A 24897-nucleotide genomic window follows, 5' to 3' on the forward strand; every position below is an offset into this window, starting at 1 on the left:
CACGTCACCCCGGCTTGCCGTGAGAGACCACCGATGCTGATCGACACACTTATCACCGGGCTCGTCGCCGGAGGCACCTACGCGCTGGTCGCGATGGGCCTGACGATCCAGTTCGGCATCTCGCGGATCATGAACCTGGCCCATGGCGACACGATCATCGCCGCGTGTTTCGCCAGCTTCGTTCTGTTTTCGGTTTTCGGGCTGAGCCCGATACTGGCGCTGATGATCGTCGTGCCGGTCGGCTATGTGCTGAGCGACGCGGTCTACCGGATCATCATGCGCCCGTTGGTCGCCCGCGCGCCCAATGCGGGCGCACTGGAGGTCGACTCCATCCTTGTCACCTTCGGCCTGCTCTTCGTGATCCAGGGTGTTCTTCTGGTGGCTTTTGGAGGCAACTATACCGGCTACGCCTTTCTCAACACGCCGGTCGATCTCTTCGGCACGATCGTCGCCGCGAACCGTCTTCTGGCGCTTCTGCTGGCGCTCGTCTTCGGTATCACGCTGATCTTCGTGCTGAGCCGCACGAGGTGGGGCATGACACTGCGCGCCGTCTCCATCGCGCCGGAGAATGCCCCGCTTGTGGGCATCGACATCAATCGTGCGGCGCGCACCGCCTTCGCACTGGGCGGCGCTCTCGCCGCCACCGCGGGCGTCGTCGTCTCGATGTACCAGACCTTCACCGCCACCATCGGCGTCATCTTCACCATGAAAGCGCTCATCGTGGTGATCCTTGGCGGGAAGGGGAGCCTGACCGGCGCGCTGATCGGCGGGCTTCTGCTCGGCCTTGTGGAGACCTTTGTGGCCGCCTACATCGATCCCGGGCTGACCCTTGCAGCAACCTATGCGATCTTCCTTCTGCTGCTGATCCTTCGTCCCACCGGCTTTTTCGGACAGGCGGGGTAAGCGCATGAACACGACCGTTGCCTTCATCCTTGCCGCCGCCGCCCTTGCGGGCCTCGCCATCGCCCCGCTGTTCCTGAATGCCTACGGCATCGGGTTGCTGGTCGGCATGACGGGCTATGTCGTGCTGGCCTCGGCCTGGGCGATGTTCTCCGGGCCCACCCGCTATGTCTCGCTTGCGACGGTCGCCTTTTTCGGCATCGGCGCCTATACCATGGCGGTCCTGTCCGAAACCCTGCCTTACCCGCTGGTCCTGCTCTGCGCCTGCGCGATCGGCCTGACCGTCGCATTGATCGTGGGGCTGTCGACGCTGCGCCTTGCGGGCATCTATTTCGTGATCTTCACCTTCGGGCTGGCCGAACTGATACGCCAGCTTGTCACCTGGTACGAAGTCAACGTCACCGGCACGCTTGGCCGCTACATTTTCCTGCCGTTCGAGGGCATTCATATCTACTGGCAGCTTCTCGCGCTTGCCGCGGCCACGCTGCTTCTGTCCTGGTGGATCAACCGAAGCCGTCTGGGGCTGGCGCTGCGGGCGGTCGGCGACGATGAGGTCGTGGCGGCCCATGCGGGCATCAACGTCTCCCGCGCCAAGCTCATGCTCTTCGCGCTCAGCGCCACGATCATTACATTGGTCGGCGCCATCCAGGCCCCGCGCTGGGTCTATGTGGAGCCCGCCATCGTGTTCAATCCGACGATCTCCTTTCTGACGCTGATCATGGCGCTTCTTGGCGGCGCCACCCGGCTGTGGGGGCCGGCACTTGGCGCGATCCCGCTGTTCCTGCTGTTCGAATGGCTCTCGGCCAACTTCCCCAACTACTTCTCGATCATTCTTGGAGTTTTCTTCATCGGCATTGTCTTCTTCCTGCCGCAGGGGGTGCTTGCCAAGATCGAAGGCTTGCGTCGCCCGGCACGCAAGGCGCCGCCCGAGGACAAGGAACGGAGTGGCGCGGCATGAGCTCTCATCTGCAGATCACCCATTTGCGCAAGCGCTTCGGCGGCTTGGTGGCAGTCAAGGATGTCAGCTTCGACGTGGCGGATGGCGAGGTCGTGGGCCTGCTCGGTCCCAACGGGTCGGGCAAGACGACGGTCCTCAACATGATCTCCGGTGCCCTGCTGCCCACGGCCGGCGAAATCACGCTGCGGGGCGTGCGTATCAGCCGCCTGCGCCCCGATCGCATTGCCCGGCACGGCGTTGCCCGCACCTTCCAGCTTGTCCGCCCGCTGCCGTCACTGACCGTGGCTGAAAACGTTCTTGTCTCGCTCGCCTTCGGACGTTTCAAACATTGGGGGCCGGACGCCCGCGATCTGGCAGAGGAAAAGCTCGCCTTCGTTGGCCTTGGCGGTCGCGGTGGCGAGAACGTCGCCAACCTGACCTATATCGACCAGAAGCGCATGGAGCTGGCCCGGGCGCTTGCGTCCGAACCCGCGCTTCTGCTGCTTGACGAATGGCTTGCCGGCCTGACCCCATCCGAACTTCAGATCGGCATCGACCTTGTCCGCCGTCTGCAAAGCGCGGGCATGTCGGTTCTGCTGGTCGAACATATCATGGATGCGGTGCGCGCGCTCTGTGCACGCTGCGTGGTGATGAACGCGGGCGAGATCATCGCCCATGGTCCGACGGAAACGGTTCTGAAGGACCCCGGCGTGGTCGCGGCCTATCTGGGTGATGGTCATGCTTGAGCTTTCAGACGTCACCATCCGTTACGGCCAGCATCTGGCGGTCGACCGGGTCTCCGCTACCGTGGCTGCCGGCGAGACGGTGGTGATCCTTGGCGCCAACGGGGCCGGCAAGACCTCTCTCCTGAAGGCCATCTCGGGGATCATCGCCGCCCAGCCCGGATCGGCGATCCGGTTTCAGGACCGCGACGTAACGGGGACCCCGGCCCATGAGATCACCGGCGCCGGCATCGCTCTGGTGCCCGAGGGGCGGGGCCTTTTCGGCGGCATGACGGTGCGTGACAACCTCCGGCTTGGCGCCAACCCCGCTCGCGCGCGTGCGGTAGAGACGGAGCGACTGGAGCTTGTCCACGATCTCTTTCCGCGCCTTGCCGAACGGCAGGGACAGATCGTGCGCACCATGTCGGGCGGCGAGCAGCAGATGGTGGCGATTGCCCGCGCGCTGATGTCGAACCCCGATCTGCTGCTTCTCGACGAGCCGAGCCTGGGCCTCGCTCCGATTGTGGTGCAGGAGCTTTTTCGCGCGCTCGCCCGGATCCGCGAGACCGGGGTCAGCTTGCTGATCGTCGAGCAGAATGTGCGGCTGAGTCTGGGTGTCGCCGACCGGGGCTATCTGATGGAAGCCGGCCGTCTGACGGGCGAGGGGTCCGCCGACGACCTGTTGACCGACGACGCCGTGCAAAACGCCTTTCTAGGAACCGTGAGCTGACCGACAGGGAGATCGACTATGGAAATGCTGGAACTGCTGATCGCCGGAGAGGACGTGCAGGCCTCGGGCGGGCGCACCTTCACAAGGGATAATCCGCTGACGGGGGAGACGGCCACCGTTGCCGCGGCCGCGTCGGTCGAGGATGCGACGCGCGCGGCCGATGCCGCCGCGGCGGCCTTTCCGGGCTGGTCCGCGACGGGCCCGGGCGAACGCCGCGCCTTGATGAACGCGGCTGCCGATGCGCTTCAGGCGCGCGCGGAAGACATCGTCGCCGCCATGGCGGACGAGATCGGCGCGACCAAGCCCTGGGCGATGTTCAACATCAAGCTCGCCGGCGACATGCTGCGCGAGGCGGGTGCGCTGACGACCTCGATCAAGGGCGAGATCATCCCCTCGAACCGCCCGGGCAGCATGGCGATGGCAATCCGCCAGCCCGTGGGCGTCGTTCTGGGCATGGCGCCCTGGAATGCCCCGGTGATCCTGGGTGTCCGGGCGATCGCGATGCCTCTGGCCTGCGGCAACACGGTCGTGCTGAAGACCTCGGAAATCTGCCCCCGCACCCACCGACTGATCGTGGAGGCGATCCAGAGCGCAGGTTTCCCGCCGGGTGTCCTCAACGCGGTCTCGAACGATCCGGCAGACGCGGCCGAGATCGTCGAAGCGCTGATCGGCCATGCCGCCGTGCGTCGCGTCAACTTCACGGGCTCCACCCGCGTTGGCCGGATCATCGCGCAATCGGCGGCCAAACATCTCAAGCCCGCGCTTCTCGAACTCGGCGGCAAGGCGCCGCTGATCGTGCTGGACGATGCCGATATCGACGCGGCGGTCGCGGCGGCGGCGTTCGGGGCCTACATGAATCAGGGCCAGATCTGCATGTCGACCGAGCGGATCATTGTTCAGGAGTCCATCGCCGATACCTTCGTGGAGGCGTTGGCCGCCAAGGTTCGCACCCTCAAGACGGGCGACCCGCGCGAGGCCGCGGCCCCGCTCGGCTGCGTCGTGGACATCACCGCCGCGCAGCGTATCGAAGGGTTGATCGCCGACGCGGTCGACAAGGGCGCAGACCTGATCGCGGGTGGCACGACCGATGGCGTCCTGATCGAGGCGACGCTACTCGACAATGTCGTGCCGACCATGCGGATCTATACCGAGGAAAGCTTTGGCCCCACCGCCTCCATCGTTCGGGTCGGCTCCATTGATGAGGCGGTGCGGGTGGCCAACGACACCGAATACGGGCTGTCGGCAAGTGTGTTCGGCCGCGACGTGATGCGCGCCGTGGGTGTGGCGCGACGAATCGAGTCGGGCATCTGCCATATCAACGGCCCCACCGTTCACGACGAAGCGCAGATGCCCTTCGGGGGGGTGAAGGCCTCCGGCTACGGTCGCTTCGGCGGCACGGCCGGAATTGAGGAGTTCACGGAACTTCGCTGGATCACGATCCAGGAAGGTATCCCGCATTATCCGATATAGCGCCGGCCCCACTGGCCCCGGGGGAAGTTTGGCGGCCACGGTTTTCTGTGGCCGTCAGGAACGGGGCCGGCGGGAAAGGGACACCGCACCGCAATTGAGTGGAAAAGAGCGGCATGCCGATGCCAGGTGAGGTGCAAGGCTGGAAAAGCCCAACCGCTCGACTTGTCCTGCCTGGGCACTTGTCGGACGGAACTGGGATTTGGGTACCGGATGGTTCTGACTCATCCGGTGCCGCTCGTTCCGAAGGGCTCCGCCAGTCTCGTAGCGCTACGATATGGCGGCGAAATCGGGATATCGGCTCGACCGCTCCGCCCCTATCTCAACCGGTCACATGAACCTCGACACCCCAGTCGCGGCATTTCTCCGCAAGTTCACCGGGCAGCGGACGATCGGTGAAAAACGCATCCAGATCCGCGAGAGAGGCGATCCGCACGGGCGCCGTCCGCTGGAACTTCCAGTGATCCGCGACAAGGAATGACTGTCGCGCTTGGGCGATGATGGCCTGGCTCACGCCCACTTCCTGAATGTCGAAATCCAGGAGGTCGCCCTCCTGATCGAGGGCCGAACATCCGATCACCGCATAATCGAACTTGAACCGCCGCACCGCGTCCATGGTGAGCGGCCCGAGGAGCCCGCCATCGGAACGCCCGAGATTGCCGCCTGTCAGGATCACCTCGCACTGCTCCGCGGCGACCAGAATGCGCGCGACATTGATGTTGTTGGTCACCACCATGAGGTTTCGATGGTGCAGCAACTCGCTTGCAACCGCCTCCGTGCTGGTGCCGATATTCAGGAAAACGGAGCAGTCATCGGGAATTGCGCCGGCGCAGAGCCGGGCAATCCGCGCCTTCTCCTCCGAATGCAGGGAGCGGCGTTCTTCATAGGCGACATTGGTGGTTCCGGAAGAGATGATCGCCCCCCCGTGAACGCGGTCAAGCTGGCCTGCATTGTCCAGTTCCGTCAGGTCGCGGCGTATGGTCTGAAGCGTGACCCCGAAATGCCGGGCCAGGCTATCGACCGTGACCTTGCCATCGCGTTTGGCGATTTCGAGGATTTCGACCTGCCGAAAGCTAAGCGTCATAATGTGTCTCCGAAGGCCAAGGTGCGGGAATGTCCGAGGTTTCGCGAAGGGGAACGCAGGATCAGTACGTTCGGCGAGCTTTTCAGGCGCATCTGCGCGAACTCCTTGTCGCAAAGTCTGGCGTCCGCCGGTTGCTGCTGCCAGACCCCCCTGACCCGCTTGATAGCGAACCCATATCGAACAAAAAAGAAAATTCTGACTTTCCTTTTTATTCGGAAAGGCGCAGAACATGTGCGGATCTCAGGACATCAGCGCGCTGGCGCAGGAGAGGAATCCGTGGACGCAACCCCGACCACAACGCATATTCACGACCTTCTGATCATTGGCGGCGGCATCAATGGCTGTGGCATCGCGCGGGACGCGGCCGGCCGGGGCCTTGATGTGGTGCTGGTCGAAATGAACGATCTTGCCTCGGCAACCTCCAGTGCTTCGACGAAGCTGTTTCATGGCGGGTTGCGGTATCTGGAGTATTTCGAAGTCAGGCTTGTGCGCGAGGCACTGATCGAGCGGGAGACGTTGCTGCGCGCCATGCCCCATATCAGCTGGCCGATGCGCTTCGTGCTGCCCTATCACCGCGACATGCGGTTTGAGGGGGACACGCCGACTTCCAAACTGCTCGGCCTGACGATGCCCTGGATGAAAGGGCGCAGGCCTGCCTGGCTGATCCGGTTGGGCCTGTTTCTTTACGATAGCCTGGGCGGGCGCAAGATCCTGCCCGCGACCAAAACGCTCGATCTACGCACGGCGCCTGAGGGGGCACCGCTTGAGGACAAGTTCGAACGCGCCTTCGAATACTCCGATTGCTGGGTCGAGGATGCCCGGCTCGTGGTTCTGAATGCCCGCGACGCGGAGGCGCGCGGCGCGTGGATCCTCAGCCGCCGCAAGGTCCTGTCCGCAAGCCGCAAGGGCGCGATCTGGCAGGTCACGGTCGAGGATACGGAAACCGGGGCCACGAGTATCATTGAGGCCCGGGTTCTCATCAATGCGGGCGGCCCCTGGGCAGGCGAGGTCATCCACGGCACGCTCCGCCTCAACTCCCGGGAGGATGTCAGGCTGGTCCGCGGGTCGCATATCGTGACGCGCAGGCTGTTCGATCATGACAAATGCTATTTCTTTCAGGGAACCGATGGGCGGATCATTTTCGCAATCCCCTATGAGAGCGACTTCACCCTGATCGGAACGACGGATCAGGACCATGACGAACCGTCAAACCCGCCTGTCTGCACCGAGGAGGAGCAGCGATATCTGGTCGATTTCGTCAATCAGTATCTGAAACGCCACATCGGCCTCGATGATATCGTCTGGACCTATTCCGGTGTGCGCCCGCTTTATGATGACGGGGCGTCTTCCGCCACTGCGGCAACGCGGGATTACACGCTCAAGGTACATTCGGAGGGCGGTGCGCCCGTTCTCAACATCTTCGGCGGCAAGATCACAACCTATCGCCGCCTGGCCGAAGGCGCGATGGAAAAAGTCGCCCCATTCTTTCCCGGGCTTTCGGGGGCATGGACCGCGGGCGTGCCGCTGCCCGGCGGCGATTTCCCGGTGGATGGCGTGGCGGCACTGATCAGCCGGTTGCAGACCGAGCATCCCTATCTGAGTGCCGCCTGGGCGCGCCGTCTGGTGAAAGCCTATGGCACCGAGGCTTGGGACGTGCTGGGCGATGCGCAAAAGGCCGAGGATCTGGGCCTGGACTTCGGCGCGACACTCACCGAACGGGAAGTTATCTGGCTGATCGAGAAGGAATATGCCCGACGCGCGGCCGATGTGGTCTGGCGCCGGTCAAAGCTGGGCTTGCGGCTGTCGCCAGACGAGATCGAGGCGCTGGATCGCTGGATGGAACGGTACCTGGCAGGCCAACCGGCGATGGCCTCGGACAGCCAGTAACTGCGCGCAAAGGGTGAAGCGTGCCGGCATGGCCTGCCCGCCGCGAGGGCCCGGCGCAGGCGCGCCGAACCGGCGCCAACGCCGCCCGGAACGATAAGAAGGAAACCACCGCTTGGGATTTTTTGTTTCATATGAAACGGTTGGGCCCGCCCCTTGACTAGTTTCAGGGGTTTGCTTCATGGTCTCATATTCGTGTTTCAGAGTGATCAACTGGGAGAGAATTAATGAACAGACATTTGGTTGGCGCGCTTGTCGCGGCCACAACGGCCCTGGGCGCTGGCGCTGCTGCTGCGCAGGATCAGACCTTTATCGCCATCGGCACCGGCGGCGTCACGGGGGTTTACTATCCGACGGGCGGCGCGATTTGCCGTCTGGTCAATCGGGACCGGGCCGAGCACGGCATCCGCTGCGGCGTTGAATCCACCGGGGGCTCCGTCTTCAACATCAATGCCATCCGCGGCGGTGAGCTGGAATTCGGCGTGGCGCAGTCCGACTGGCAATATCACGCCTTCAACGGCACGTCGCGGTTCGAGGAAACGGGCGCGTTCGAAGAGTTGCGCGCGGTCTTCTCCGTCCATCCCGAACCGTTTACCGTGGTGGCCCGTGCGGATGCAGGCATCGAGACCTTCGAGGATCTGCAGGGCAAGCGGGTGAATGTCGGCAACCCCGGCTCCGGTCAGCGCGGCACGATGGAAGTGCTGATGGAGGCCATGGGCTGGACGATGGACGATTTCACCGTCGCTTCCGAGCTTCAGGCCGCCGAACAGAGCCAGGCGCTGTGTGACAACAACATCGATGCGATGATCTATACCGTTGGCCACCCCTCGGGTTCGATCCAGGAAGCCACGACCGCCTGCGACTCGATCCTCGTGACGGTGTCGAACGAGGCGGTCGACCGGCTGGTGGCGGAGAATTCGTTCTACCGCACCGCGACCATTCCGGGCGGCATGTATCGCGGCACCGATGAGGACGTTCAGACCTTTGGCGTCGGCGCGACCTTCGTGACGTCTGCCGATGTGCCCGAAGAAGTGGTCTATCAGGTGGTCCGTGCCGTGTTCGAGAATATCGACCAGTTCCGCAGCCTGCATCCGGCCTTCGCCAATCTTGATCCGGCGGAAATGGCCAATGACGGCCTGTCGGCACCGCTGCATCCGGGCGCTGAGCGCTACTACCGCGAGGCCGGATTGATCGAGTAACCGGTCGCCGGTCAGCGTGCATGAAAGACCGATCCCGGGCGCAGGCCCGTTTCCGCGTCCGGGATCCAATAGGTGGCCCATGAACGGCACCATCATGATGGGAGTGGCCCGATGACGGATCAGGACGGGCGCGAGGGGCGCCAATTTACCGACGAGGAACTGCAGGATCTGGTCGCCAGCACCGACAGCGGCGCGCGGGCCCCTGCAAATCGGAATGTGGCCCTGTTGATCGCCGGCCTGGCGCTGATCTGGTCGCTGTTCCAGCTTTGGATCGCGCAGCCGCAGCTCTGGTTTGCGGAATACCTGTCGGTCATGAACTCATCGCAGACACGCCCGATACATCTGACATTCGCCATCGTTCTGGCGTTTCTGGCCTATCCGGCGTTCAAATCCTCCCCCCGGGACCGCATTCCGATCTTTGACTGGATCCTGATGGGCGTCGCGGGGCTCTGTTCCTTCTATATCTTCCTGTTCTCCGACGAACTGGCCCTGACGGCGCGGTCGGGCCTGCCGACGCAAACCCAGGTGATCATCGGCGCGGTCGGCATCCTGCTGCTGCTGGAAGCCAGCCGCCGCGCCCTCGGGCCGGCACTGACCATCGTGGGTTCGATCTTCCTGCTTTATGCCTATCTCGGCCAGGGTTGGCTGATCCCCGAACTGATCGAGCATGAAGGATTGTCCTTCACGGCCCTGATCAACGCCCAATGGCTGGACACCGGCGGCGTCTTCGGCATCCCTCTGGGCGTTTCGACGGCATTCGTTTTCCTATTCGTCCTGTTCGGCTCGCTGCTCGACAAGGCGGGTGCGGGCAATTACTTCATCAAGCTGGCCTTCGCGGGGCTGGGCCATTTGCGGGGCGGCCCGGCCAAGGCCGCGGTGGTCGGTTCGGCCATGACGGGGCTTATCTCGGGGTCCTCGATTGCGAATGTGGTCACCACAGGAACCTTCACGATCCCGCTGATGAAACGGGTGGGCTTCACTAGCGAACAGGCGGGCTCTGTCGAGGTCGCCTCCTCCGTCAACGGTCAGATCATGCCGCCTGTGATGGGCGCCGCCGCGTTCCTGATGGTCGAGTTCATCGGCATTTCCTATGTCGAGGTGATCAAGCACGCCTTCATTCCAGCGGTGATCTCGTACATTGCACTGATCTATATTGTGCATTTGGAGGCGCTGAAAAAGGACATGCCCGCCCTTGGCAAGGCCAAGAGCCTGTCGGGCATGCTGGTGAAGTTCTTCATCGGTTTCGCGGTGGCCGGGGCCGGGTTCACCGCGCTGATCTACGGCGTGGGCGCCTTGCGCGACACGGTGCCGTCGCTGACCGGGCCGATCATGATGACGCTGCTTGCGGCGGTCTATGTCTGGCTGGTTGCCATCGCGGCGCGCAAGCCGGATCTGGAGGTCGATGACCCCAACGCCGAGGAGATCTCGCTTCCCGAGGTCAAGGACATCTACGCCACGGGCCTGCATTACGTTCTGCCCATCGTCGTGCTGGTCTGGTTCCTGATGGTCGAGCGGCAAAGCCCGGCGCGATCGGCGTTCTTCGCAACCGCCCTGATGATCGGCATCATCGTCACCCAACGTCCGCTCAAGGCGCTGTTCCGCGGCGAAGGCGCGCGGATGATGGAGGAGTTCAAGGGCGGTTTCAACGATCTGGTCGAGGGCCTGATCGCCGGCGCACGCAACATGATCGGCATCGGGGTCGCCACGGCAGCCGCCGGTATCATCGTGGCCACCGTGACCCGCACGCCGATCGGCACCGAGCTTGCCGGACTGGTCGAACAGCTGTCGGGCGGCTATCTCTTCGTGATGCTGGTCCTGATCGGGCTGTTCTCGCTGATCCTCGGGATGGGCCTGCCGACCACGGCGAACTACATCGTCGTCTCGTCGCTGATGGCCTCGGTCGTCGTGTCGCTTGGCGCGCAGGAGGGGCTGATCGTGCCGTTGATCGCGGCCCATCTGTTCGTGTTCTATTTCGGGATCATGGCGGATGTAACGCCACCGGTGGGGCTTGCCAGTTTCGCCGCCGCCGCGGTTTCCGGCGGCGACCCGATCAAGACCGGCTTCACCGCATTCTTCTACAGCTTGCGCACTGTGGCGCTTCCGTTCCTGTTCATCTTCAACCCGACGCTGATCCTATACGGTGTCGATCTTGGCACATGGGCCGGTATCGGACAGGCGGTGTTCGTGTTCATCGTGGCGACCTTTGCGATGCTGCTGTTCGCCGCCGCGACCCAGGGGTACTTTCTGGCGAAGTCGCGGATCTATGAAAGCGCGGCGCTGCTTCTGGTCGCCTTCACGCTTTTCGTGCCGAACGTCTGGCTCAACATGGTGCAGGACCCGTTCCGGGACGTCCCTCCGACCCAGTTTGAAACTGCGGTCGGAGAGGCCGAGGATGGCGCGCAGCTGCGCCTGCTGATCCAGGGCCCCGATTTCAACTCCGGCGAGATGACCGAGACGACACTGGTGCTCAATGTCGAAGGTGCCGATGGGGTGGAGCGGATCGCGAATTCCGGGCTGTTGCTGATCCCGGAGGGGGAGGCCGTGCGCCTGGATGAGCCCATGTTCGGTACCGCAACGGCGGAAAGCCTCGCGGATTTCGATTTCTATGCCGATACACCGGTGCAACTGGCCTCGGTCAGGGTGCCGCAGGCAAGGATGCCCGAGCAGGTGTTCTATCTGCCCGCCTTGCTGTTGTTGGGCCTTGTGATGCTGCTGCAACGGCGGCGCCAGACAAAACCGGCCTTCTGAGGAGAGAGAGATGTTCAAGACAATCCTTTTGCCCATCGACCTTTCGGCGGAAAACAGTTGGTCCAAGGCCCTGCCTGCCGCATTGCGGCTTTGCGATCCGGGGGCCGGCACACTTCATGTCATCACCGTGGTGCCCGATTTCGGGATGTCCGTCGTCGGCAGCTTTTTCGAGCAGGGGTTCGAGGAGAAAGCGCTCCATCAGGTTGGCGAGAAACTGACCGCCTGGGTGGCCGAGAACATCCCCGACACGGTCGAGGTGCACCCGCATGTCATGCATGGGCGTGTCTATGACCGGATCATCGAGGCCGCTGACCGCTTGCAGGTCGATGTGATCGTGATGGGTTCGCATACGCCCGAGCTGAGCGACTATCTACTTGGCCCCAATGCCGCCCGCGTCGTGCGCCACGCCAAGCAATCGGTTTTTGTCGTCCGCGGAGGATAGCGCAAGTGAGCCATGTTTTCGGTCGCGGCGGGGCAGGTTTGCCAACCGCGGTGCGCGGCGAGGGCTGTTATCTCTATGACAGCACCGGCAAGGCGTATCTGGACGGATCGGGCGGCGCCGCCGTGTCCTGCCTTGGTCATTCCGATCCCGAGATCCGCGCCGCAATACATGCACAACTGGATCAGCTCGCTTTTGCCCATACCGGGTTTTTCACTTCGGAGCCGGCCGAACGTCTGGCCGATCTGCTGATCGCGAACGCGCCCGAGGGGATCGACAAGGTCTATCTCCTGTCCGGCGGGTCCGAGGCCATCGAGGCGGCCCTCAAACTCGCCCGGCAGTATTTTCTGGAGATCGGGCAGCGAGATCGCCACCGCGTGATCGCGCGGCGGCAAAGCTATCACGGCAACACGCTCGGTGCCCTGGCTGCCGGGGGGAACGCATGGCGGCGGGAGAAATACGCACCGCTTCTGGTCGAGACCAGCCACATCGCGCCATGCTTTGCCTATCGCGAGCGCGCCGAAGGCGAGAGCCTCGCGGATTACGGCCAGCGTGCGGCGAACGAGTTGGAGGCCGAGATCGAACGGCTGGGCCCCGAAACGGTCATGGCCTTCATCGCCGAGCCGGTTGTCGGCGCCACGGCCGGGGCGGTTCCTGCGGTGGAGGGATACTTCACGCGCATCCGCGAGATCTGCGACCGTCACGGTGTGCTTCTGATCCTTGATGAGGTCATGTGCGGAATGGGACGGACCGGCAGTTTCTTCGCATGCGAGCAGGAGGGCGTGGCGCCCGATATCGTGACCATCGCGAAGGGTCTTGGCGCGGGCTATGCGCCGGTGGGCGCGATGCTGTGTTCTGGGGCGATCTACAATGCCATTCTCAACGGTTCCGGCAGCTTTCAGCATGGACATACCTATCACGGCCATCCGCTTTCCGCCGCGGCCGGCCATGCGGTGGTCAGCGCCATCCTGGAGCGGGGCCTGATCGCGCGGGTCGGAACCCGGGGCGCGCAGTTGGAGACGGCCTTGCAAGATGCGTTTGGGCAACACCCCCATGTCGGCGACCTGCGCGGGCGCGGCCTTTTCCGGGGGGTCGAACTGGTTGCCGATCGCGACAGCAAACGCGCCTTCGATCCGGGCCGGAAACTGCACGCGAAGGTCAAGGCCGCCGCGATGGAGGAGGGGTTGATCTGCTACCCTGCGGGAGGAACGGTTGATGGGCGGCACGGCGATCATATCCTTCTTGCACCGCCTTTCATTATTGAGGATGCGCAGATCGAAGAGCTTGTCGGAAAGCTTGCGCGCGCGGTCGACCGGGCAATTGCCTCCTGAGATGGCAGCCGCGGGTCGATTGTCCGCGGAACTGTTGTGCCCAAGATGGCCTTAGTTCAAACGTTTGGGGAGTTTCGATTGGTGGGGCATTCTGCACTTGCCTGCCTCGCCTCGGGCAGTTATCTAAAAAATACTTTAAGTGGTTAGTAAATCGTTAACCATTTGTTAGTTCTTATTAACAACATAGGATTGTCCTATAGTGTAGAGCTAAAGAAACCCGAGGGCAGGCAAGTGGTGGGCGTGCGGACCCTGCAACGACAAGGATAGAGATGACGCTCCTGAAGGCCGCAGTCTCCTATATTCGCTACCTCGCTGTTCTGATTGCCGCGATTGCCTTCGGCATCGTGCTGGACATGGAGAACTCCGATCATTTCCGGTCTGATCAAAGGCTTCAGCTGATCGAATCCAACAACGAATTCCAATCGGCTCTTGAGCGCGCGATCAACGAGAAGATCCTGATCACCGAAGGAATTATGGCGGCATTCGCATCCCGGCCGGATATGTCTCGGCGGGAATTCGAACGCGTGACAAGCCAGCTTATCCGGAACGTGGAAAATGTGATCAACGTCGCCGCGGCTCCGGATCTGGTCATCGAGTATGTCTATCCGTTTGCCCCGAACCAAGCGGCGCTCGGTCTTGATCTGCGCGAGCGGGCGGACCTTATGGACGCGGTCGAGAGATCCATCGCAACAGGTGAGACCATTATCGACGGCCCGATCGATCTGGTGCAGGGCGGGCGTGGTTTCGTCACCAGATCCGCGGTGTTCGGATACTACTCGAACTCTTTCGAAAACCAGTTCTGGGGCGTCGTATCGCTGGTGATCGACGCCGATGGGCTGTTCGAGACGGCCGGTCTCGCCGTCGAGAACCTCGACATTGCTTATGTGGTGCAGGATCGGGACGGGCGCATCCTGTCTGGCTCCAGTGAAGTCTTGTTCATGGACCCGGTTTCCACTTCGGTGATCGCGCCCGGAGTGAACTGGACCTTGTCGATGGTGCCGTCGGGCGGCTGGCCGGCCTTGCCGCCGGACCGGTATCAGATCTGGTTCATCGTGCTGGCCCTTGCGGCTCTGGTCATGGTGCTGATGAGGGTCTTCCAATGGGTCGTGGATCGCAAGGATGCCGCGGAGACGCAACTGTCCGAAGCCATCGAAGCGCTTGATGACGCCTTTGCGCTCTACGACAAATCCGGCCGTCTGATCATGTGCAACCAGCGCTACAAGGCGCTTTACCCCACATCTGCCGAATTGATGGTGCCCGGCGCGCGATTTGAAGACATTCTCAGTCGTGGAGTTGAGACCGGACAATATCCTTTATCCAAGGGTCGCGAGGAAGAGTGGATCGCGGAGCGCGTGGCGGCACAGCGCAACCCGGGCGAGATGCTTGAGATAAAGCTGTCGGATGGGCGCTGGCTCCGCGTGGTCGAACGTGCCACGCCGTCGGGCAGTGTGGCCGGTCTGCGCGTTGACATCACGGAACTGAAGGAAGCCGTTGCAAGATCCGAGGCCGCGAATGCGGCCAAGACCGAGTTTCTGAATACGGTCAGCCACGAGTTGCGGACACCGCTGACGGTCGTGCTGGGATACAATGCCTTTCTGAAAAAGCCGGACTCGCTGCCGAATTTCAAGAAAACGCAGAACCGGCTCGCGATAAAGGACTTCGATGGCGCGCAGGAAAGCCTTGAAAGCTTCAAGGCCGATCTGGAGAAATTCAGCAGGCAGATTGATGTCTCGGGCCGTCAGCTGATGGGATTGATCTCCGGCATCCTCGACATGGCCGCGATTGACGAAGGAACGCTGCAACTGCACTCGGATCGGCTGGAACTTGAGCCGATTGTCGATGAACTGGTGGAACAGTTCCAACTGGCCGCGTCGAAGAAGGGGATCGACATCATCGTCGAGACCGGTGCGCACGAGGTTCTGGCCGATCCATTGCGGCTGCGTCAGATCCTGCTCAATCTGATCGGAAACGCCGTGAAATTCACCGACAGCGGGACCGTGACCGTCCGGACGGGATCGGATGGCGGGCAGACATGGGTCGAGGTCGAGGATACCGGCTGCGGAATCGCACCGGATCAGATTGACCAGATTTTTGAGCGTTTTGTGCAGGTTGATGCTTCGAATAGTCGCAAACATGATGGCGTGGGCCTCGGCTTGCCGATTGCAAAACATCTCGCTGAACTTCATGGTGGCACCATCAAGGTGAGAAGTGTGGAGGGGCAGGGAAGCGTTTTCCGGGTGGAACTGGAAGCGCCACAACGAGAGCGGGGGGCGGCGGCGCGTTGACGATAAATGCCCGATAATCGCCCGCTATGTTGACGATTGTGTCTTATTTAGGCCTGAATTTCGCGTCAGTTTTCGCTGGAAAACAATAATGGCCGGCGCTTGAACTGTCGTTGCCAGCTGAGTGGTTGCCGAGGCAAAGAATGAAGAGAATCCGCAAGATTTCCCTGCTGGCGCTGGTGGTTAGCAACACCGCCGTCGCTCTGGGTCTGACGATGCTTCTTCATACCTGGGTTCCGTCCATCACGGAGGCGGGACCTGAGCGTTTCACATTGCTGTTCATCATGACATCCGCGCTGGTCGCGCTGATCACCGTGATCAGCATCGCTTACGCGAAAATCACCGATCCGAAGGCGGCCTCCGCGATGTCTGCGGCGTTTGACGAAGCGATTGGTCTGCGGGACCAGGCGCTGAGCGAGCATACGATTGTCAGCGTGGCGCATACGGATGGTCGTATCAAGGAGATCAACCAGAATTTCGTAAAGACGTTCGGATACGAGTTCGACGAGATTGTGGGCCAGCTTCCCGATATCCTCTATGACGAGGATGACGAAAACGCGAAATTCTACGATATCTGGGCCATCGTATCGAAGGGTGGCGATTGGCAGGGCGAGCAACGGCTCAAAGCCAAAAATGGCAACACCGTCATCGTGCAGACCACGATCATCCCGCGTTTCGACAAGGCGGGCGTTCATGTCGACAGCATCTCGGTCCGCACGGATCTGACCAAGGCCCGGGCGGAGGCCGCGTCGGACGGTCGGAATGCGGTTATCGAGGGGCTTCCCGATGGTGTGATCGTGTATGACCCGGACACGTTCGAGATCATCTATGCGAACAAGAACTGCCGGAAGCGCCTTGGCTGGGCGCAGGGCGATCTTGAAGGCAAGAAGATGTCCGACACCTTCACCAAGTTCGATCACGGTCTTTTCGAGCGCTACCTCGCACCGCTTTTGAATGGCGAAGCCAAGGAGGTGACGATCGAGGTGATGCACGATCAGGGGCCGGTCGAGATCCTCACGCATTTCGATACCGGTCCGCATGGCAAACCCAGCCTGATCTCTGTCATCCGCGACATCACCGAGCGCAAGCAGGCCGAGAGCCTCAAGCTCAACTCGGTCTCGATGGTCAGCCACGAATTGCGGACGCCTTTGACATCCATCAAGGGTGCCTTGCGATTGATAGAGTCCGGTGCGGTCGGGGAACTCAGCCCCGATATCAGCCGAATGATCTCCGTCGCGCACCGCAACAGCGACCGTCTTCTGGAGATCGTGAACGATATTCTGGCGCTGGAAAAAATCGATTCCGGTGAGATGAGCTTCGTCAACAAACAGATGGACCTGCGCGATCTTCTGCAGGAAGCTGCGGAGGCCAATGCCGGATACGGAGAACAGTTCGGTGTGGAATACGCCGTGGCCGCCATGGATACACCGGCCCTTGTTCGCGCCGATCAGTCGAGACTGATACAGGTGATGTCCAACCTGATGTCCAACGCGGCGAAATTCTCCCCCGCTGGCGCCAAAGTGGATCTCTATATCGAAGACCGGGCCGATGCATGGCGGGTCTGCGTTGCGGATCATGGTCCTGGCATTCCCGAATCCGCGCACAAGACGCTTTTCGACAGTTTTTTCCAGGTTGAAGGCACCAGCGAGCATTCCCGGCCCGGAACCGGGCTTGGCCTGACGATCAGCAAGAAGATCATTCAACGCCATGGCGGCACGATTGCCTTCGACACGCAGTTGGGCAAGGGCACCATATTCTATTTTGAACTGACGAAGCTTGATGCGGGCGAGGCGGACATGCTGATCGAAGCGGAAGGGCTTGAAGCGCGCGACGCAGCGGTGGCGTAGCAAAAAAGGCGTCAAGACGGACGCGGATGTGAGGGAGAGAGCCTTGTCTGAGCTGAAAACGATCCTGCATGTGGACGATGACGATGACATTCTGGAAATCGCCCGGATGGCACTTGAGATGGTCGACAGCTTCACGGTGCACCAGTTCAACAATGGCTCCGCGGCCCTCGAAAACATCAACGCGCTTGCTCCGGATCTCTTGCTGCTCGACATCATGATGCCGGGCATGACCGGTCCCGATCTTTGGGAGCAGATCAAGGCGCGGCCGGATTGCCCCGAGATCCCGACGATCTTCATGACAGCGAAAGCCGAGGATTCCCTGTCGCAGGATCTGCTCAATACTGGTGCCCTCGCGGTGATCACCAAGCCGTTCGATCCGATGTCGCTCGGGGCACAGATCCGCTCCGCATGGAGCCTGCTGGAAGAGGCCTGATCCGGCGATGGATCCGTGCCGGCAGATATTTCAGGCCGGAATGAATCCCCCAATTTCCCACATTCACGCCCCACTTATGCCACTGTCGACATTTAACTTTTAGTTAATGAGTGGTTAACTTTTGCGGCACTAAAACAGTGTCGCGCGCTAGAAGCTGAGGCATTGAATGAAGATCCTGGCCGTTGATGACGATCCCGATTTCCTGGCTCTGTTCGAGTCAACACTGACGCGACTGGGTTACGCCAACGTGACGTTCGTCACCTCCGGCGCCGAGGCGCTGGAGCTGTTGTCGAACACGCAGGTGCCGTTCGACTGCTTCATTCTGGATATCCAGATGCCGGAGATGAACGGGATCGAGCTGTGTGAGGAAATCAGGGCAATTCCGGAATATGAAGAAACGCCCATCGTGATGAACACGATCCTGGCGGACCGGGCCCATATCGATCAGGCCTTTGCCGCGGGTGCGACCGATTACCTGACAAAACCGATCGACGAGATCGAGATCAACACCCGGCTGGGTGTTCTGCACACGCTTGTGCGCGAACGTCTCCGCACGCAGCATGCAATCAACCATGGCGGGGCGGATGTGTTTGCCACGCCGTCCTACCGCTTTGCCGATCAGATCCCGATGCGGCGCGTGGCCGGTACGATCGAGTATCTCGCGCTGGAAAACTATCTGAAAACCCTCGGCGTGTTCCGAGCCTTGTCGACCAAGGCGGTGGGCTTCCATGTTCTGAACGGTCAACAACTGTTCGATGAGGCCGGTCCGTCGATTTTCAGCGAAGTGATGATTGATGTGGCGACCTGCATCTCCGACTGTCTGAAGACGAGCAGCCGGATGATCAGCTATGCCGGCAAAGGCGATTTTGTCTGCCTGTTGTCGCGGGTCGAGGCGCTTGATGCCTTCGAACTCGGGGATACCCTTCGGATCAGCATCGCGGAGTTCGGTCATATCTATGACGAGTTGAATATCCATTTGCCTATGGTCTCGGTTGGTCCTGCCGTGGGCTGCAAGGCCCTCCACATGGCCGCCCCGACACGGATTCTGGACGAGGCGATCCTGAATGCCCGCTCCGCGGCGCGGCATTTTACCGGATTCAGCCATAGCATGGACAGGTGATGCCCCTGACCGGATCTGTCCCATGTCATCCATGACGGCCAATTCCGAAATGATCGCGTCAGTGGTCGGCGGCGTTCGAGAACGATTTCTCGAACGTCTTGGCGATCGTTGTCTGGAGATCGAAACGCTGATGCTGGCCATCGACGAGCAGGGCCTTCAGCAGCGTTTGATCGACGAAATCGCCGGACGTGCCCACAAGACCGCCGGCGTGGCGCCGACACTGGGCTTCGAAGATCTGGGAAAGGTTGCCCTGGATGTCGAGGGGCGGCTGTCAAAGCCGCTCGATGCCGATGGTTGGGCCGATTGCCGCCAGCGGATCGAGACGCTGCTGGACGAAATGGAACTTGCCCTGGATATGGCGCCCTGACGCCGACCGGCCCGGCGGCTTCACTCCTGCTTGGTCGCTCCTTGGCCCGTGACGGCCGTGTCTCGAATGCTTCGGCCTTTCACGAAGATCTCCGCGTAGTTTCCGACTAAAAAACTCGGGATTGATTTATCCGACGAAATTGGTCACGCTTTGCGCGACTCGCGGCAAAGCTCATCGCCATGCCCTGGATAGATCCCGGAGAACTGGCCATGTGGTCCCGCCGCCAACGCTTCCAACGCGATCACGCTCCTTATCCGTCCGACAGGGGGGAGACCGTCTGGTCCGCACTCTGCCTCGACGGGTGTTGCGAGGCGGGGTTGGAGCCAATGCTGGATGCGCTGGAGCGCAACAGCCCGATCCGGGATTTCAGTCATTCCAATACTGACGGCAACCCTAAGGATTATTCCCGATGAAACGACTTCTTCTGACCGGCACGGCTTTGGTGGCGGGGCTTGCAACAGGCGCCCAAGCGCAGGATGCAACCGATGTGGTCAGCCACTATGCCGACATGGCGCAGGCGAAATACACCGACGCCCTGATCACCGCGGAGCGTTTGCAAGATGCTGTCGCGGCGCTGGTTGCCGAACCGTCGGCCCAGAACATGACCGCCGCCCGCGCTGCCTGGATCGCCGCCCGCGTGCCCTATCAGCAGACCGAGGTTTATCGCTTTGGCAATGCCATCGTGGACGATTGGGAAGGCCGCGTGAATGCCTGGCCGCTGGACGAAGGTCTGATCGACTATGTGGATGGCGCCTATGGCGGCCCGACCGATGAAAACGAGTTCGCGGCCCTGAACGTGGTGGCGAATGCCAGTTTCACCCTGTCCGGAACCGATGTGGATGCCGCCGAAATCACCCCCGCGCTGCTGCAGGACACCTTGCACGAGGCCGACGGGGTCGAGGCGAATGTGGCAACCGGCTATCACGCCGTCGAATTCCTGCTTTGGGGTCAGGATCTGAATGGGCACGGGCCCGGCGCGGGCGACAGGCCTTGGACGGATTATGCGGCGGGTGATGCCTGCACCGGCGGCAATTGCGATCGTCGGGCCGCGTATCTGACCGCCGCGACGGACCTTCTGGTCAGCGATCTTGAATGGATGGCCGCACAATGGGCCGAAGGCGGCGCTGCCCGCGAAGAGCTGCTCGATGACCCCCAAAGCGGACTTGCAACGATGCTGACCGGGATGGGCAGCCTGAGTTACGGCGAATTGGCGGGCGAACGCATGCGTCTTGGCCTGATGCTGAACGATCCGGAGGAGGAGCATGATTGCTTCTCCGACAACACCCATAACAGCCATTTCTACAACGGGATCGGGATGCAGAATGTCTATCTCGGCGAATATGTCCGTGTTGACGGTACGCTTGTGGTCGGTCCGTCCCTGTCCGATCTGGCCGCAGCGGTCGACCCCGAGCTTGACCGTGAGATGCGCACACGTCTCTCTGACACGCTGAGGGCGCTTGGCCGGATCAAGACGGTGGCGGAGTCCGGGTTTGCCTATGATCAGATGCTGGAACGCGGAGACGAGGCCGGGGAAGCCCTGATCATGGGCGGGGTAAACGGGCTTATCGCCCAGACCGAGAGTATTGAACGGCTCGTGGCCGCGCTCGATCTGGATCAGATCGCCTTCGAGGGCTCCGACAGTCTGGATAATCCCTCTGCCGTGTTCGAGTAATATGGGCAGTGGCGGTGTGGGATCTCGTCTCACGCCGCCCGCAACAGGTGCATTTCATGTATAAGGTCTTTCTTGCCTGCCTGCCGGTTGCCGTGGCTTTTGCCCTGCCGGCGCTGATCGCGGCGCAGACCGCGACACCTGCGCCGGCTGACTGGTCGGAGCTTCGCGATGTCCATCTGGACATTGTCCCCCGCACCGAGGAGGAGGCCGGCCGGATCGCGGCCGTGACGGCCCTGACCGACGATTTCAGCACCGCGCAACCTTTCGAGGAAAACTCCGGCGGCGCCGCCACGGTTCGGGCGCGCAACAACGCGGATGCGTTTTCGCAACCCTCGGCCAATCTGTCCTTTGAAGAGGAGCTGGATTTCCGCGTCGGCAACGGGCTTTTCCGGCGGCTCTGGGTTTCGCCACCGGCGTCCACCATCGCCAGCGATGGGCTGGGGCCGCTTTACAACGCGCGGTCCTGCCAGCGATGTCACCTGAAAGACGGCCGTGGACATCCGCCGGAGGGGCCGCAGGACAGTGCGGTCTCGATGTTTCTGCGCATCTCGATCCCGGGCGGTAGCCCGATGGACGAAATCGCAGGCTATATCGCAACGCAGGCCGACCCGAATTATGGCACACAGTTGCAGGATTTCAGCCTGCCGGGCCATGCCGCGGAGTATTCGCTTGGCATCGTGTACGAGGAAACCCTTGTCGAGCTGTCCGGCGGCGAAACGGCGAGCTTGCGGGCGCCGGTCTACACCGCGGAAGACCTTGGTTATGGGCCCTTGCATCCCGAGGCCATGCTGTCGCCGCGCGTCGCCCCGCAGATGATCGGGCTGGGTCTTCTGGAAGCGATCCCGGTCGAGGATATCTTGGCGCATGCCGATCCGGAGGATGCCGATGGCGACGGTATCTCAGGGCGTCCGCAGGTGGTGTGGTCCCTTGTCCACGATCAGCCGATGCTGGGCCGGTTCGGTCACAAGGCGGGCAACCCTACGGTGCTGGAGCAATCCGCGGGCGCCTTTGCGGGCGATATCGGGATTTCTAGCCCGCTTCACCCCAATGGCTGGGGTGAATGCACCCCGGCGCAGACCGATTGCCGGCAGGCGCTGGACGGGGCCAACCCCGAGCAGGACGGGTTCGAGATCGATCAGGTCGGCCTGGATCTTGTGACGTTCTACAGTCAGAATCTCGCCGTGCCCGCCCGCCGCGATGTGGATGATCCGGAGGTGCTGCGCGGCAAGGAGGTTTTCAATACGTCCGGGTGTGTCGCCTGCCACGTGCCCAGCCATGTCACCCATCGGCTTCAGGGCGATACGGCCCAGAGCTTTCAGTTGATCTGGCCATACACGGATCTGCTGCTTCATGATATGGGCGAGGGGCTGGCCGACAACCGGCCCGAGGGGCGCGCCGATGGCCGGGAATGGCGTACCGCCCCGCTTTGGGGGATCGGCATGACGGAGACGGTGAGCGGGCACACCTATTTCCTGCATGACGGGCGCGCCCGAAACCTGTTGGAGGCCATCCTCTGGCACGGCGGAGAGGCCCAATCGGCCCGCGATCAGGTGGTGGAAATGCCGCCCGAAGATCGGGCCGCCCTGATCCGTTTTCTGGAGAGCCTGTGATGCGGCTGGGAATTCCTTGTCTGGCGCTGTTTTTGCCCATGGCGGTGGCAGCCCAGCCGGCATCTGACGTGATCGACGACATTCTCGACAATCACATTCTGCCCGGGTTCGAGGCTCTGGCGGCCGAAACCGGCGATCTTGCCGCCGCGGCAGGAAGCGATTGCGATCCTTCCTCCGAGGCTCTGCGCGCCGCCTATGGCGATGCGTTCGATGCGTGGATCCGCGTCAGCCATCTGCGCTTCGGACCCGCCGAGACCGACAACCGCAGCTTCGCTCTCGCCTTCTGGCCCGACACGCGCGGGGCCACGCCCCGCAGCCTTTCCGATCTGGTCCGCGCTCAAGACCCGGTTATCGAAACCGCCGAAAGCTACGCGACCGTATCGGTGGCGGCCCGGGGATTCTACGCGCTGGAGTTCCTTCTCTATGACCCCGAGATACGGGCGCTTGAGCCTGCGGCCTATCGCTGCGCGCTGATCCGGGCGGCGAGTGCCGATGCCCATGAAAGCGCGCGCGCCATTCTGACCGATTGGCAGGAAACCCATGCGGGCCTGATGCGCAACGCCGGCGGCAATGACACCTATCAAAGCCGTGACGAGGCCCTGCGCACGCTTTTCGGTGCGCTGTCCGAGGGGCTGGAGTTCACCGCCGATCTGCGCCTCGGCCGTCCCATGGGGACGTTCGAGCGCCCCCGTCCGCGACAGGCAGAGGCGTGGCGCTCGGGGCGCTCGCTTCGCCATGTGCAGATGTCGCTGATCAGCCAGGCCGATCTGGCCCGCCGGCTGGCGGCCTCCCGCCCTGAGATCCGGGACCGGCTTGACCGTACTTTTCAGCATGCCATCACCCGGGCGGAGGCGTTGGACGATCCGGTCTTTGCCGGCGTCGAAACGCCGGCGGGACGGCTGCGGGTCGAGGTTCTGCAACAGGCCGTGCGCGACGCCGGTGGCGTTCTCCGGGCCGAGCTTGGGCCTGCTCTGGGCATCGCCGCGGGGTTCAACGCGCTGGATGGAGACTAGCATGCCGTCGCGCAGAGCGTTCCTTGCGGGGATCCTGGCCGCGGCATCGGTGCCGCGGGCAAGCTGGGCCGATGCGGGCGATCCCGGTTACCTGTCCGCTGCGCGGGCAACAGACGGCACCTATCGGCTGTGCGGGCTCACCCCGGATGGGCACCTTGTCTTTTCGCTTCCGCTACCCGGCCGGGGCCATGCCGCCGCCGCCCATCCCCACCATCCACAGGCGGTGGCCTTCGCCCGCCGACCGGGCACATTCGCCGATGTGATCGATTGCGCGACTGGGGTGCATACGGCGCGGCTTGCCGCACCGCCCGGCCTCCATTTCTACGGCCATGGCAGCTTTTCCGCCGATGGCGCACGGCTTTACACGACCGAAAACGATCTTGAGACGCTTGAAGGCCGGATCGGCATCTGGGATGCGGGCTCAGGTTACGCGCGCATCGGCGACATACCGTCCGGTGGCATCGGGCCGCATGATCTGCGGCGTCTGCCGGGCTCCGACACGCTGATCGTTGCCAATGGTGGCATCGCCACCCATCCCGATAGTGGCCGGGCCAAGCTCAACCTGCCGACAATGCGCGCCAACCTCACCTATCTGGACGACCGTGGCGCGGTGCTGGATCAGATCGCGTTGCCCGACGCGCAGCGTCTGAACTCGATCCGGCACCTGTCGATCCGCCCTGACGGGGTTGTGGCGGCGGCGATGCAGTGGCAGGGCGCCGAGACGATCCACCCGCCTCTTCTGCTGCTTCACCGGCTGGGCGGCGGGGCGCCGCGACTGCTGGAAGCCCCGGGGGAGATCCAACGCGGCCTGCGAGGCTATGCCGGCAGTGTCAGTTTCTCCGGAAACGGTGCCGAGGTTGCCATCACATCTCCCCGTGGTGGCGCGATCCACCGGTTTGACGGCGAAAGCGGCGTGTTTCTGGGGGCCGTCGCGGTGGCCGATGTCTGCGGTCTGGGCCCGGCGCCGGGGGGCTTCGTCGCCTCTACGGGCGGCGGGGATATCCTGACAATCGCGGGCGGGTCGGTGGTCCGAACCCGCCACGACGCACTGCAGTGGGACAACCATCTGGTCAGCCTGGCCTAGCGCGGGCGGCTTCCCGCCCGGTCCCCGC

Annotated in this window: 21 protein-coding genes; 20 read left to right on the top strand and 1 reads right to left on the bottom strand. The window is 62.5% G+C overall.

Annotated elements, in window-relative coordinates:
* Positions 1 to 33: 33 nt before the first annotated feature.
* The 5 genes from ACQ651_RS18730 to ACQ651_RS18750 are packed head-to-tail and all read left to right on the top strand — an operon-like array spanning position 34 to position 4759.
* A complete protein-coding gene (locus tag ACQ651_RS18730) occupies positions 34 to 903 on the top strand; it encodes a branched-chain amino acid ABC transporter permease (protein ID WP_227287414.1) in 870 nt (289 codons plus the stop codon).
* A 4-nt stretch (positions 904 to 907) separates the two neighbouring features.
* Positions 908 to 1858, top strand: coding sequence for a branched-chain amino acid ABC transporter permease (locus ACQ651_RS18735; RefSeq protein WP_430450119.1), 951 nt, complete (start codon positions 908 to 910; stop codon positions 1856 to 1858).
* A complete protein-coding gene (locus ACQ651_RS18740; RefSeq protein WP_227287412.1) occupies positions 1855 to 2583 on the top strand; it encodes an ABC transporter ATP-binding protein in 729 nt (242 codons plus the stop codon). Before ACQ651_RS18735 ends, ACQ651_RS18740 begins: the two co-directional genes overlap by 4 nt.
* Positions 2576 to 3289, top strand: coding sequence for an ABC transporter ATP-binding protein (locus ACQ651_RS18745; protein WP_227287411.1), 714 nt, complete (start codon positions 2576 to 2578; stop codon positions 3287 to 3289). Before ACQ651_RS18740 ends, ACQ651_RS18745 begins: the two co-directional genes overlap by 8 nt.
* A gap of 18 nt (positions 3290 to 3307) precedes the next feature.
* Positions 3308 to 4759, top strand: coding sequence for an aldehyde dehydrogenase (locus ACQ651_RS18750; protein WP_430450120.1), 1452 nt, complete (start codon positions 3308 to 3310; stop codon positions 4757 to 4759).
* Between the two features lie 319 nt (positions 4760 to 5078).
* Here the strand turns inward: ACQ651_RS18750 and ACQ651_RS18755 are convergent, their stop codons facing one another.
* The gene (locus ACQ651_RS18755; protein WP_430450121.1) at positions 5079 to 5840 is read right to left on the bottom strand and encodes a DeoR/GlpR family DNA-binding transcription regulator; all 762 of its coding nucleotides are present in this window, start codon (positions 5838 to 5840) and stop codon (positions 5079 to 5081) included.
* A 276-nt stretch (positions 5841 to 6116) separates the two neighbouring features.
* On the opposite strand from ACQ651_RS18755, the gene glpD reads away from it, so the two are divergent.
* From glpD to ACQ651_RS18830, 15 genes are all read left to right on the top strand, one after another.
* A complete protein-coding gene (gene glpD, locus ACQ651_RS18760; protein ID WP_430450122.1) occupies positions 6117 to 7727 on the top strand; it encodes a glycerol-3-phosphate dehydrogenase in 1611 nt (536 codons plus the stop codon).
* A gap of 224 nt (positions 7728 to 7951) precedes the next feature.
* Positions 7952 to 8923 (top strand): TAXI family TRAP transporter solute-binding subunit, encoded by a 972-nt coding sequence (locus ACQ651_RS18765; protein ID WP_121898962.1) that lies wholly within the window; start codon positions 7952 to 7954, stop codon positions 8921 to 8923.
* A gap of 111 nt (positions 8924 to 9034) precedes the next feature.
* Complete coding sequence (locus ACQ651_RS18770) at positions 9035 to 11671, top strand: TRAP transporter permease (protein ID WP_430450123.1); 2637 nt, start codon at positions 9035 to 9037, stop codon at positions 11669 to 11671.
* A 10-nt stretch (positions 11672 to 11681) separates the two neighbouring features.
* Positions 11682 to 12113, top strand: a complete 432-nt coding sequence (locus ACQ651_RS18775; RefSeq protein ID WP_227287406.1) for a universal stress protein — start codon at positions 11682 to 11684, stop codon at positions 12111 to 12113.
* Between the two features lie 5 nt (positions 12114 to 12118).
* Positions 12119 to 13441, top strand: a complete 1323-nt coding sequence (locus ACQ651_RS18780; protein ID WP_430450124.1) for an aspartate aminotransferase family protein — start codon at positions 12119 to 12121, stop codon at positions 13439 to 13441.
* Between the two features lie 269 nt (positions 13442 to 13710).
* Positions 13711 to 15726 carry an ATP-binding protein gene (locus ACQ651_RS18785; RefSeq protein WP_430450125.1) on the top strand — a complete coding sequence of 672 codons (2016 nt, stop codon included), beginning with the start codon at positions 13711 to 13713 and terminating at the stop codon, positions 15724 to 15726.
* A 140-nt stretch (positions 15727 to 15866) separates the two neighbouring features.
* Complete coding sequence (locus tag ACQ651_RS18790; RefSeq protein WP_430450126.1) at positions 15867 to 17570, top strand: PAS domain-containing sensor histidine kinase; 1704 nt, start codon at positions 15867 to 15869, stop codon at positions 17568 to 17570.
* A 43-nt stretch (positions 17571 to 17613) separates the two neighbouring features.
* Entirely contained in the window at positions 17614 to 18003 is a 390-nt protein-coding gene (locus ACQ651_RS18795; protein ID WP_227287402.1) for a response regulator, read from the top strand.
* Positions 18004 to 18169: 166 nt separating this feature from the next.
* Entirely contained in the window at positions 18170 to 19123 is a 954-nt protein-coding gene (locus ACQ651_RS18800; protein ID WP_430450127.1) for a response regulator, read from the top strand.
* A 22-nt stretch (positions 19124 to 19145) separates the two neighbouring features.
* On the top strand, positions 19146 to 19490 hold the full coding sequence (locus tag ACQ651_RS18805; protein WP_430450128.1) for an Hpt domain-containing protein: 345 nt from the start codon (positions 19146 to 19148) through the stop codon (positions 19488 to 19490).
* A gap of 179 nt (positions 19491 to 19669) precedes the next feature.
* A complete protein-coding gene (locus tag ACQ651_RS18810) occupies positions 19670 to 19903 on the top strand; it encodes a hypothetical protein (protein ID WP_430450129.1) in 234 nt (77 codons plus the stop codon).
* A complete protein-coding gene (locus tag ACQ651_RS18815) occupies positions 19900 to 21162 on the top strand; it encodes an imelysin family protein (protein WP_430450130.1) in 1263 nt (420 codons plus the stop codon). Before ACQ651_RS18810 ends, ACQ651_RS18815 begins: the two co-directional genes overlap by 4 nt.
* A gap of 56 nt (positions 21163 to 21218) precedes the next feature.
* Positions 21219 to 22772, top strand: a complete 1554-nt coding sequence (locus ACQ651_RS18820; RefSeq protein WP_430450131.1) for a di-heme oxidoredictase family protein — start codon at positions 21219 to 21221, stop codon at positions 22770 to 22772.
* Positions 22772 to 23785, top strand: coding sequence for an imelysin family protein (locus ACQ651_RS18825; protein WP_430450132.1), 1014 nt, complete (start codon positions 22772 to 22774; stop codon positions 23783 to 23785). The genes ACQ651_RS18820 and ACQ651_RS18825 overlap by 1 nt, the downstream gene beginning before the upstream one ends.
* Before the next feature lies 1 nt (position 23786).
* Positions 23787 to 24869: a DUF1513 domain-containing protein gene (locus ACQ651_RS18830; protein ID WP_430450133.1), complete on the top strand. Its 1083-nt coding sequence runs from the start codon at positions 23787 to 23789 to the stop codon at positions 24867 to 24869.
* Positions 24870 to 24897 lie beyond the last annotated feature (28 nt).

The sequence above is a fragment of the Rhodophyticola sp. genome (assembly GCF_965284195.1).
GTDB lineage: Bacteria > Pseudomonadota > Alphaproteobacteria > Rhodobacterales > Rhodobacteraceae > Rhodophyticola.

Coding starts and splice junctions, on each gene's coding strand:
- ACQ651_RS18755 (WP_430450121.1), bottom strand. CDS start 5,840: ATGACGCTTAGCTTTCGGCAGGTCGAAATCCTCGAAATCGCCAAACGC.
- ACQ651_RS18775 (WP_227287406.1), top strand. CDS start 11,682: ATGTTCAAGACAATCCTTTTGCCCATCGACCTTTCGGCGGAAAACAGT.
- ACQ651_RS18770 (WP_430450123.1), top strand. CDS start 9,035: ATGACGGATCAGGACGGGCGCGAGGGGCGCCAATTTACCGACGAGGAA.
- ACQ651_RS18830 (WP_430450133.1), top strand. CDS start 23,787: ATGCCGTCGCGCAGAGCGTTCCTTGCGGGGATCCTGGCCGCGGCATCG.
- ACQ651_RS18785 (WP_430450125.1), top strand. CDS start 13,711: ATGACGCTCCTGAAGGCCGCAGTCTCCTATATTCGCTACCTCGCTGTT.
- ACQ651_RS18800 (WP_430450127.1), top strand. CDS start 18,170: ATGAAGATCCTGGCCGTTGATGACGATCCCGATTTCCTGGCTCTGTTC.
- ACQ651_RS18735 (WP_430450119.1), top strand. CDS start 908: ATGAACACGACCGTTGCCTTCATCCTTGCCGCCGCCGCCCTTGCGGGC.
- ACQ651_RS18745 (WP_227287411.1), top strand. CDS start 2,576: ATGCTTGAGCTTTCAGACGTCACCATCCGTTACGGCCAGCATCTGGCG.
- ACQ651_RS18730 (WP_227287414.1), top strand. CDS start 34: ATGCTGATCGACACACTTATCACCGGGCTCGTCGCCGGAGGCACCTAC.
- ACQ651_RS18825 (WP_430450132.1), top strand. CDS start 22,772: ATGCGGCTGGGAATTCCTTGTCTGGCGCTGTTTTTGCCCATGGCGGTG.
- ACQ651_RS18750 (WP_430450120.1), top strand. CDS start 3,308: ATGGAAATGCTGGAACTGCTGATCGCCGGAGAGGACGTGCAGGCCTCG.
- ACQ651_RS18790 (WP_430450126.1), top strand. CDS start 15,867: ATGAAGAGAATCCGCAAGATTTCCCTGCTGGCGCTGGTGGTTAGCAAC.
- ACQ651_RS18740 (WP_227287412.1), top strand. CDS start 1,855: ATGAGCTCTCATCTGCAGATCACCCATTTGCGCAAGCGCTTCGGCGGC.
- ACQ651_RS18815 (WP_430450130.1), top strand. CDS start 19,900: ATGAAACGACTTCTTCTGACCGGCACGGCTTTGGTGGCGGGGCTTGCA.
- ACQ651_RS18810 (WP_430450129.1), top strand. CDS start 19,670: ATGCCCTGGATAGATCCCGGAGAACTGGCCATGTGGTCCCGCCGCCAA.
- ACQ651_RS18805 (WP_430450128.1), top strand. CDS start 19,146: ATGTCATCCATGACGGCCAATTCCGAAATGATCGCGTCAGTGGTCGGC.
- ACQ651_RS18765 (WP_121898962.1), top strand. CDS start 7,952: ATGAACAGACATTTGGTTGGCGCGCTTGTCGCGGCCACAACGGCCCTG.
- ACQ651_RS18820 (WP_430450131.1), top strand. CDS start 21,219: ATGTATAAGGTCTTTCTTGCCTGCCTGCCGGTTGCCGTGGCTTTTGCC.